Origin of the sequence: Embleya sp. NPDC059213 (assembly GCF_042754445.1) — a bacterium.
Taxonomy (GTDB): Bacteria; Actinomycetota; Actinomycetes; order Streptomycetales; family Streptomycetaceae; genus Embleya.
This window is the reverse complement of record NZ_JBHZAV010000302.1, coordinates 1-7,440: the sequence shown is the minus strand read 5'-3', so window position 1 is coordinate 7,440 and position 7,440 is coordinate 1. Positions and strand designations below refer to the sequence as shown.

2 protein-coding genes are annotated in these 7,440 nt (G+C 74.7%); both read right to left on the bottom strand.

Annotation, left to right across the window (positions count from 1 at the left end):
* A partial coding sequence (locus tag ACFXMF_RS45735) for a type I polyketide synthase (protein ID WP_380021225.1) occupies positions 1 to 3,306 on the bottom strand: 3,306 nt, incomplete at its 3' end.
* The gene (locus ACFXMF_RS45730; protein ID WP_380017755.1) at positions 3,303 to 7,268 is read right to left on the bottom strand and encodes an amino acid adenylation domain-containing protein; all 3,966 of its coding nucleotides are present in this window, start codon (positions 7,266 to 7,268) and stop codon (positions 3,303 to 3,305) included. The genes ACFXMF_RS45735 and ACFXMF_RS45730, both read right to left, overlap by 4 nt.
* Positions 7,269 to 7,440: the final 172 nt, after the last annotated feature.

The following is a 7,440-nucleotide window of genomic DNA, read 5'->3' as shown; positions in this document are numbered from 1 at the left end:
GAGGATGACGACGGTGTCGCCGGGGGCGATCGCCGGCGTACCGTCGGTGGGGTGCCAGGGGGCGAACGAGCGGACCCGGCGGGTCCGGCCGCGGACGGCGATCTCGCGCGCGTTGTCGCCGGTGCGCAGGTCGGCGGCCTCGTGGGCGAGCGTGTGCATCGGGTCGTGCGGGCCGAGGTCCAGGGTGCGCCAGCGCAGGCCCGGGGTCTCCTGGGCCAGCACACGCGGTAGCGCGCGGATCGCGGCGGCGGCGGGATCGAGCGGGTCGGTGGTCTCGACCCGTTCGCCGTGTCGGGTGAGCACGATCAGGCGGGTGGGAGCCTGCGCCCGAGCCGCCAGGGCGGCGGCGAAGCGGGCGAAGGCCCCGACGGCGGCCGTCACGGCGGCTGCGCCGTCGTCCGCCACCGATTCGACCTCGTGGACGAAGACCACGCCCGTGCAGGGTCGTTCGTCGACGATCGTGGTCGTTTCGGCGCCGGCTGCCGCAAGGGCACGACGGGCCGCGTCGGCGGCACGGTCGAGCCGGGCCCGACCCTCGGCCGCGGCGGCACCCGTCGCACCGGCCACGATCCAGCGTTCCCCCTGGAGCATGGAGGCGGCCGTCGGAGTGCTCTCGTGCCACACGGGGAGCTGGAGGAGTAGGTCGCGCCGCGGCGGTGTGCGGTCGGTGGGTACCGGATCGATCCACAGTCGGCGCGGGCGGCTGGGGTGTCCGGGCAGGGTCACCCGGCGACGTCCCGGACGGTGCAGGGCGCGGGCGTCGAGGTCGATGCCGTGGGTCCACAGGCGCCCGGCGGCGGCCAACAGCGCGGCCCGCTCCGCGCCTTCGTCGGCGCTGCCGAATCCGGCCAGGGCGGCGAGCAGCGTGGACGGTCGTTGTCGGCGTGCGGCCAGAGCGAGTTCGCCGCCGGGGCCGACCTGGAGCAGGATGCCCGCCCGGTCGCCGACCGCGGTGCGCAGCGCGCGCGAGAACAATACGGTGGAGCGCAGGTGGCGGACCCAGTGTTCGGGGTCGGCGCGTTCGTCGTCGCGCAGTTCCGCACCGGTGACGGTGGTGATCAGCGGAACGCTGCCCGGTGCCGGGCGCACCCGACGCGCGGCGGCGCGCAGGTCGGGGAGTGCGGGATCGACCAGGCGCGAGTGGGCCGCGGCGTCCAACCGCAGTCGCGTCGCGTCGACCCCGCGGGCACGCAGTTCCTCGTGCAGGGCCAGGATCGCCTCGGCCGGTCCGGCGAGCACGCACGCGTCGGGCGCATTGACCACGGCCAGGTCCAGTCGCGCGTGCCGGCGGGTCAGGTGTCGGGCCTCGGCCTCGGACAACTGCACGGCGAGCATCGCGCCCGCACCCGCCGCAGCGGCCATGCCCGCGCAGCGCACGGTGACCAGTTCGGCGGCGTCCGGCAGGGTCAGGATGCCGGCGGCGACCGCGGCGGCGTACTCGCCCAGGCTGTGCCCGAGCACCACGTCGGGTTCGATCCCCCACGAGCGCAACAACCGCGCGGTGGCCACCGAGACGGTGAACAGCGCGGGCAGCCCCACCCGCGGATCCCGGGCGGCTGCCTGCGCGGTCGACCGGCGTGCGTCCCCGAGCAGGAGGTCGCGCACGGGGTCGGCGAAGTGGGCGGTGCAGGCGTCCACGGCGGCGGCGAACTCGGGTTCGTCCCGGTAGAGTTCGGCGCCCATTCCGGCGTATTGGGCACCCCCGCCGGGGAAGGCCAGGATCAGTCGCGGGGGCGCGGGTTCGACCTCGTGGGCGGTGGCCGCGCGCAGCGCCGCGGCGGCGCCGGCGGGGTCGGCGCCCACCGCCGCGACCCGGTGGCGCAGGGCGGGACGGCCGGTGTGCAGGGTCGCGGCGATGTCCGCCAGGGCATCCGGACCGGCGGGGTCGGCCAGCACCTCGGCGAGGGCGTCGACCGCCTCCGGAAGGGCGGCGGCGCCGCGGGTGGACAGCAGCACGAGTTGGGGTCGCGGGTCGGGTGTGGGCGCGGTGGGGGTCGGTGCCTGGCCCAGCACGATATGGCAGTTGGTGCCCCCGATCCCGAAGGCGCTCACCCCCGCATGCCGAACTCCCGGCCACGGTCGGGTGGTGGTGGCGAGGGTGAACGGCGAGCCGGCGAGGTCCAGGGCGGGATTGACCGGGTGGCCGTGCAGGGAGGCCGGGATCACGCCGTGCCGCACCGCCAGGACGGCCTTGACGAAACCAGCGATCCCCGCGGCGGAATTGGCGTGCCCGATGTTGCCCTTGACCGAGCCGAGCGCGCACCACGCGGGGCCGGTGGCGCCGAACACCCGCCGCAGTGCCGCGACTTCGACCGCGTCGCCGAGCGGCGTGCCGGTGCCGTGGGCCTCGATGCAGCCGATGTCGGTGGGTTCGAGGCCGGCGACGGCGAGGGCTTCGGCCACCACCTGGGCCTGACCGCGAGGGGACGGTGCGGTGAACCCGGCCCGGTCGGCGCCGTCGTTGTCGACGGCGGATCCGAGCACTACGGCCAGGACGCGGTCACCGGCGGCCACGGCGTCCGCCAGACGGCGCAGCACGACCGCGCCCACGCCCTGGCTGTGCACGATGCCGGTGCCCCGGGCGCTGAACGGGCGTACCTGCCCATCGGCGGAGAACATCGCGTCGGGCACGTGCAGATACCCGCGGCCCTGCGGCACGATCAGCGACACCCCGCCGGCGAGCGCGGTGTCGCATTCGCCGGCGAGCAGGGCCTGGGCGGCGACGTGCACGGCGACCAGAGACGTCGAGCAGGTGGTGTTGACGGCCAGCGCGGGGCCGGTGAGGCCGAGCCGGTGGGCGACGTGCAGCGGGAGGTAGTCGGCGACGCCGGCCATCGCGGCCTGGAGGCTGCCGATCGGATCGGCCCCGACGCCGCCGGGATCGTGCCGGTCGCGCAGGTTGTGCGCGAGGTAGGCGCTGTGCGCGGATCCGGCGTAGACGCCGACGACTCCGGCGTCGGTGCCGGCGCCGTGACCGGCGTCGTCCAGTGCCCGGCGGCAACATTCGAGGAACAGGCGCTGTTGTGGGTCGGCGAGTGCGCCTTCGGCGTCGGTCATGCCGAACAGGTCGGGGTCGAACAGGTCCTGGCCGTCGATGAGCGCGCCGACGGGGACATATCCGGGGCGGCGCAGCAGGTCGGCCGGGACACCGCGGTCGGCGAGTTCGTCGGGGGTGAACCGGGTCAGCCCTTCGCGGGCGTCGAGCAGCAGGTCCCAGTAGGCGTCCGCGTCGGGTGCGCCGGGGAATCGACAGGCCAGGCCGACGACGGCGACGGCCGGCGGGGAGGCGGGGGCAAAATGGCTCATCGGGAGACCTCCTGGGCGCGGGCCCGGGCGGTCAGGCGGGACGGGCGGCCGGACGCGACGGTGTGCGCGGTGGTGGGGGTGGATCGCGCCGGCGCGGCGCGGCCGATCCGGATCGCGAGGGCGTGCGCGGTGGGGTGTTCGAACAGATCGACCACGGCGAGATCGCCGGTGCCCAGGGCCCGGAGCCGGCGATGGGCGCGGACCAGGTCGAGCGAGGACGCGCCCAGCACGAAGAAGGACGTGTGCGGTTCGACGGGTCGATCCAGCAGTTCGGTGAAGACGTCGACGACCGTGTCCAGCATGGCGGGGTCGATCCGGGTCGGCCGGGTGGCGGGCGGGGTGGCGATGGCCGGCTCGGCCGTCGGCACCTCGATGGCGGGCGCGGTGTCCTCGGTGCGAGCCCCGGTCGGATCCGCCGGGATCCGGAAGGCCACCAGGGCTCCGGCGTCGGGGATTTCGGGGGTCACGGTCAGGTCGTGTTCGTTCGCCTGTTGCCGGCGGGCCCGGGCCCAGTCGGCCGCGGCGTGCAGCGCGTCCAGCGGGTCGAGTGTCGCGCCCTGGGCTCGACGCACCGTCAGGGTCGGTTCCAGGCCCAGTCGGTGGGCGTGCGCCACGGCGTCGCGCAGCCACGCGGTGGGATCGGGGTCGGCGGTCGGCTCGGGCGCGTCCGGAGGGGCGGCCGCGGGCGGGCCGGCTTCGGCCAGCGCCGCATGGTCGATCTTGCCGTTCGCGGTGACCGGCAGCCGGTCCAGGACGACGTAGCGGGTCGGGATCATGTACGCGGGCAGTCGCTCGCGCAGCGACCCGGTCCAGCCTCGTTCGGTGTCGGCGTCGGGGCGTCGGCCGGGTTCGGGCACGACGTGGGCGATCAGGCGCGGTCGTCCGTCCGCCGTGCGTACGGCGGACACGACACACTGCCGCACGCCGGGCTCTCGGCTCAGGACCGCCTCGATCTCGCCCAACTCGATCCGGTGGCCGCGGATCTTGACCTGGCGGTCCACCCGACCGAGGAATTCGATCGTCCCGTCCGGGCGCCAGCGGCCCAGGTCGCCGGTGCGGTACAGGCGTTCGCCCAGGTGCGGGTGGAACACGAAGCGTTCGTCGGTCTGTTCCGGGTCGGCGACGTAGCAGCGCGCCAATCCCGCGCCGCCGATGTGCAGTTCGCCGTCCTGTCCGAGCGGGACCGGGGTTCCGTCCGCGGCCAGGATGCGAAAGCTCTGTCCACGCAGCGCGCGGCCGTAGGGGATGCTGGTCCAGCTCGGATCGACGTGTTCGACGGGGTGGCTCACCGACCAGATCGATGCCTCGGTGGCCCCGCCGAGACCGACGAATCGGGCCTGGGGTGCGAGCGCGCGCAGGCGGTCCGGCAGGGTGATCGGGATCCAGTCGCCGGAGAGCATCACCAGCCGCAGGGACCGCAGTTGCCGGCGGGTGCGATCGGGTTCGAGTTCGCCGTACTCGACGAGCATCTCCAGCAGCGCGGGGGCGGTGTTCCACACGGTGACGGCGTGCTCGTCGGCGAGGTCGAGCCAGTGTTCGGGATCGCGTGCGCGGTCGGGTTCGGGCAGTACGAGGGTGCCGCCGGCGCCGAGCAGGCCGAACACGTCGAACACCGACAGGTCGAAGCTCAGCGCGGACAGGCCCAGGACCCGGTCCCGGGGCCCGATGCCGAAGCGCTCGACGATGTCGTCCACGGTGGTGCGAGCGGCCCGGTGCTCGATGGCGACGCCCTTGGGCGTGCCGGTGGAGCCGGAGGTGAAGACGGCGTAGGCGAGGTCGTCGGGATTCGGCCGACTGCCCACGGCCTCGGGGAGTTCGCCGCCCTCCGCCGAATCGGGGCCGGTCGCCTGGTTCGGCGCGACGATCACGATGTCCGCCGGCCACGCGGGCGCCGCTTCGGGCTCGGCGACGGCGTGCGTCAGGCCGGTGCGGGCGCAGACGGAGGCGACGCGTGCGGCGGGCCAGGTCGGCTCCACGGGTACGTACCACGCGCCGAGCGCGCCCACGGCCAGAACGGCGGTGATCCGGTCGTGGCCCTCGTCCGACGCGACGGCCACCGGCGTGCCGGCCACGACCCCGCTCGCGGCCAACCTGGCGGCGAAGGCCCGTACCCGCGAGGCGAGTTCCCCGTGGTCGAGCCGGCCGGCGCCGAGCAGTGCGGGGGCGTCGGGGGTACGGCGGGCGGCGGCGATCCACGGGTCGTCCAGGAGTGGGCCGGCGGCCGGGAACGGGTTGGGGGCGGGCGGTTCGTCGGGGAGGAACGCGGGGTCCGCCGCGAGGGTCGGCGCGGTCCAGGCGGCCGGTTCGGTGAGTCGACGCAGCAATCTGAGCTCGGCTGCGACACACTCGCGGACCCATCCGGGGGGCAGCGCGCCGTCCACCGCGTCCCACGCGATCCGCAGCGCTCCCCCGTCGTCGCGCACGATGTGGTCGAGCAGGACCTGCGGCGTCTGCGAGATCGCGTACACTTCCTCCCCCAGCCATGCGGTCACCGGGCGATCACCGTCGGCGAGGCCGATGCCGCTGGTGAACACGACCGGGTGGGCGGGCGTGCCGCCGACCCGGCCCCCGCGGCGCAGCACCTCCACGCCGGAGACGGCGCGGTGTTCGAGGTCGGACCAGAAGCCCCGGTTCACCTCGCCGGCCCAGTCGGCGAACGTCCACGGTCGGGACAACTCGGGCAGCGGCGGCTCGACCAATACGGTCGTGGTGAAGTCCCCTACCAGGCCCATGAGTTCGGGATCGTCCGGGCGGTCGAACAAGGTGGTGTTGAGACAGAACGGTGCGTCCGCGCCGCGCCGGTTCAGGGTCAGCGCGAACGCGGCCAGCAGTACACCGGTGGGGCTGAGTCCGTGTTCGGCCGCGCGGGATCGCAGCCGGGTCCATTCCGCGGCGCTCAGACCGTCCTCGTGCCGGGAGAAGCGTGGCGGTCCCGATGCGATCGCCCCCTCGGTCCACGGCAGGGCGGGGCCCGGCGGCAACTCGGCGGCGCGGCCCGCCCAGTACGCACCGGCCCGCTCGCGCCGCCGCAACTCCTCCGGATCGGCCGCTCGTTCGCGCAGCACGGTGCCGAAGTCGGTGGCGCAGGGCGCGGGCAGCGCGCCGGGGTCGGCGACGAGCGCCCCCCACTGGCGCATCACGAGCAGCCAACTCGTCATGTCCAGCGCGAGGACGTCCATGCCCACGTACAGCCGCATGCCGCCGTCCGGGAGCAGCGCGGCGTGGATGTCGTACAGCGGCCAGGTGTCGGTGGGAAGGGTGCGATGCGAGTGCTCGGCGCGCAGCCGGGCCAATGCGACGGCCCGTTCGTCGGCGCCCGCGGCGCGCAGGTCGGTCCGCCCGATGCGGTAGGGGCCGGGGTCGGCGAGCACCCGTTGCATGCCGTCGTCGTCGACGATCGCGCGCAGCATGGGATGCCTGCGGACGAGCGTGTTCCAGGCGCCTTCGAGCCGGGTCAGGTAGCCGTCGTGGTCGCCGTCGGACAGGACCCGGTGGAATTCGTGGAAGTAGAAGGTGGCCACCCCGCCGAGCGGAAACGAGGGATCGCGGCCGACCCAGTAGGCCGACTGCACCGGCGTCAGCGGAAAGGCGTCGGGAGGCGGGGCCGGGCGGCCGGTTCGGGCCGGCCCGCCCGGTTCGGCGGTCTCCGCGGGTGGCGTCGATCGGGTCGACGGGTCCACGACGAACGGGTGTGGCAGGCGTGCGGCCAGCGAGCGGGCCGACGCCTCGCCCAGGAAGTCGGCGATCGGCAGGTCGGCCCCGGTGCGTTCGCGCAGCCGACGCCGCAGTCGTACGGCGGTGAAGGACTCCAGGCCCAGTTCGGTCAGCCGGACGTCGGGGTCCACCCCGGCGCCCGCGTCCGGACCGCCGTCGGGGCCGGCGTCGATCCCGAGCACCTCGGCGACACAACTCGCGACGGCGGATATCGGATCGAGGTGGACGGGCGTGCCGGACCGAGGCATGGGCTCTCCTGAGCAGACGAAACGAGGCGGCGGGGCAGGACGGCGGCGAGCGGGCAGGCGTCACCGCGCCCGGACGGCACGGGCGGAACCGAAATCCCCCGCGGGGTGCGCTCATTTCTATCACTATTGAAAATGATTTCCAATACCGATTAGCGATCCACGCACACCCTGT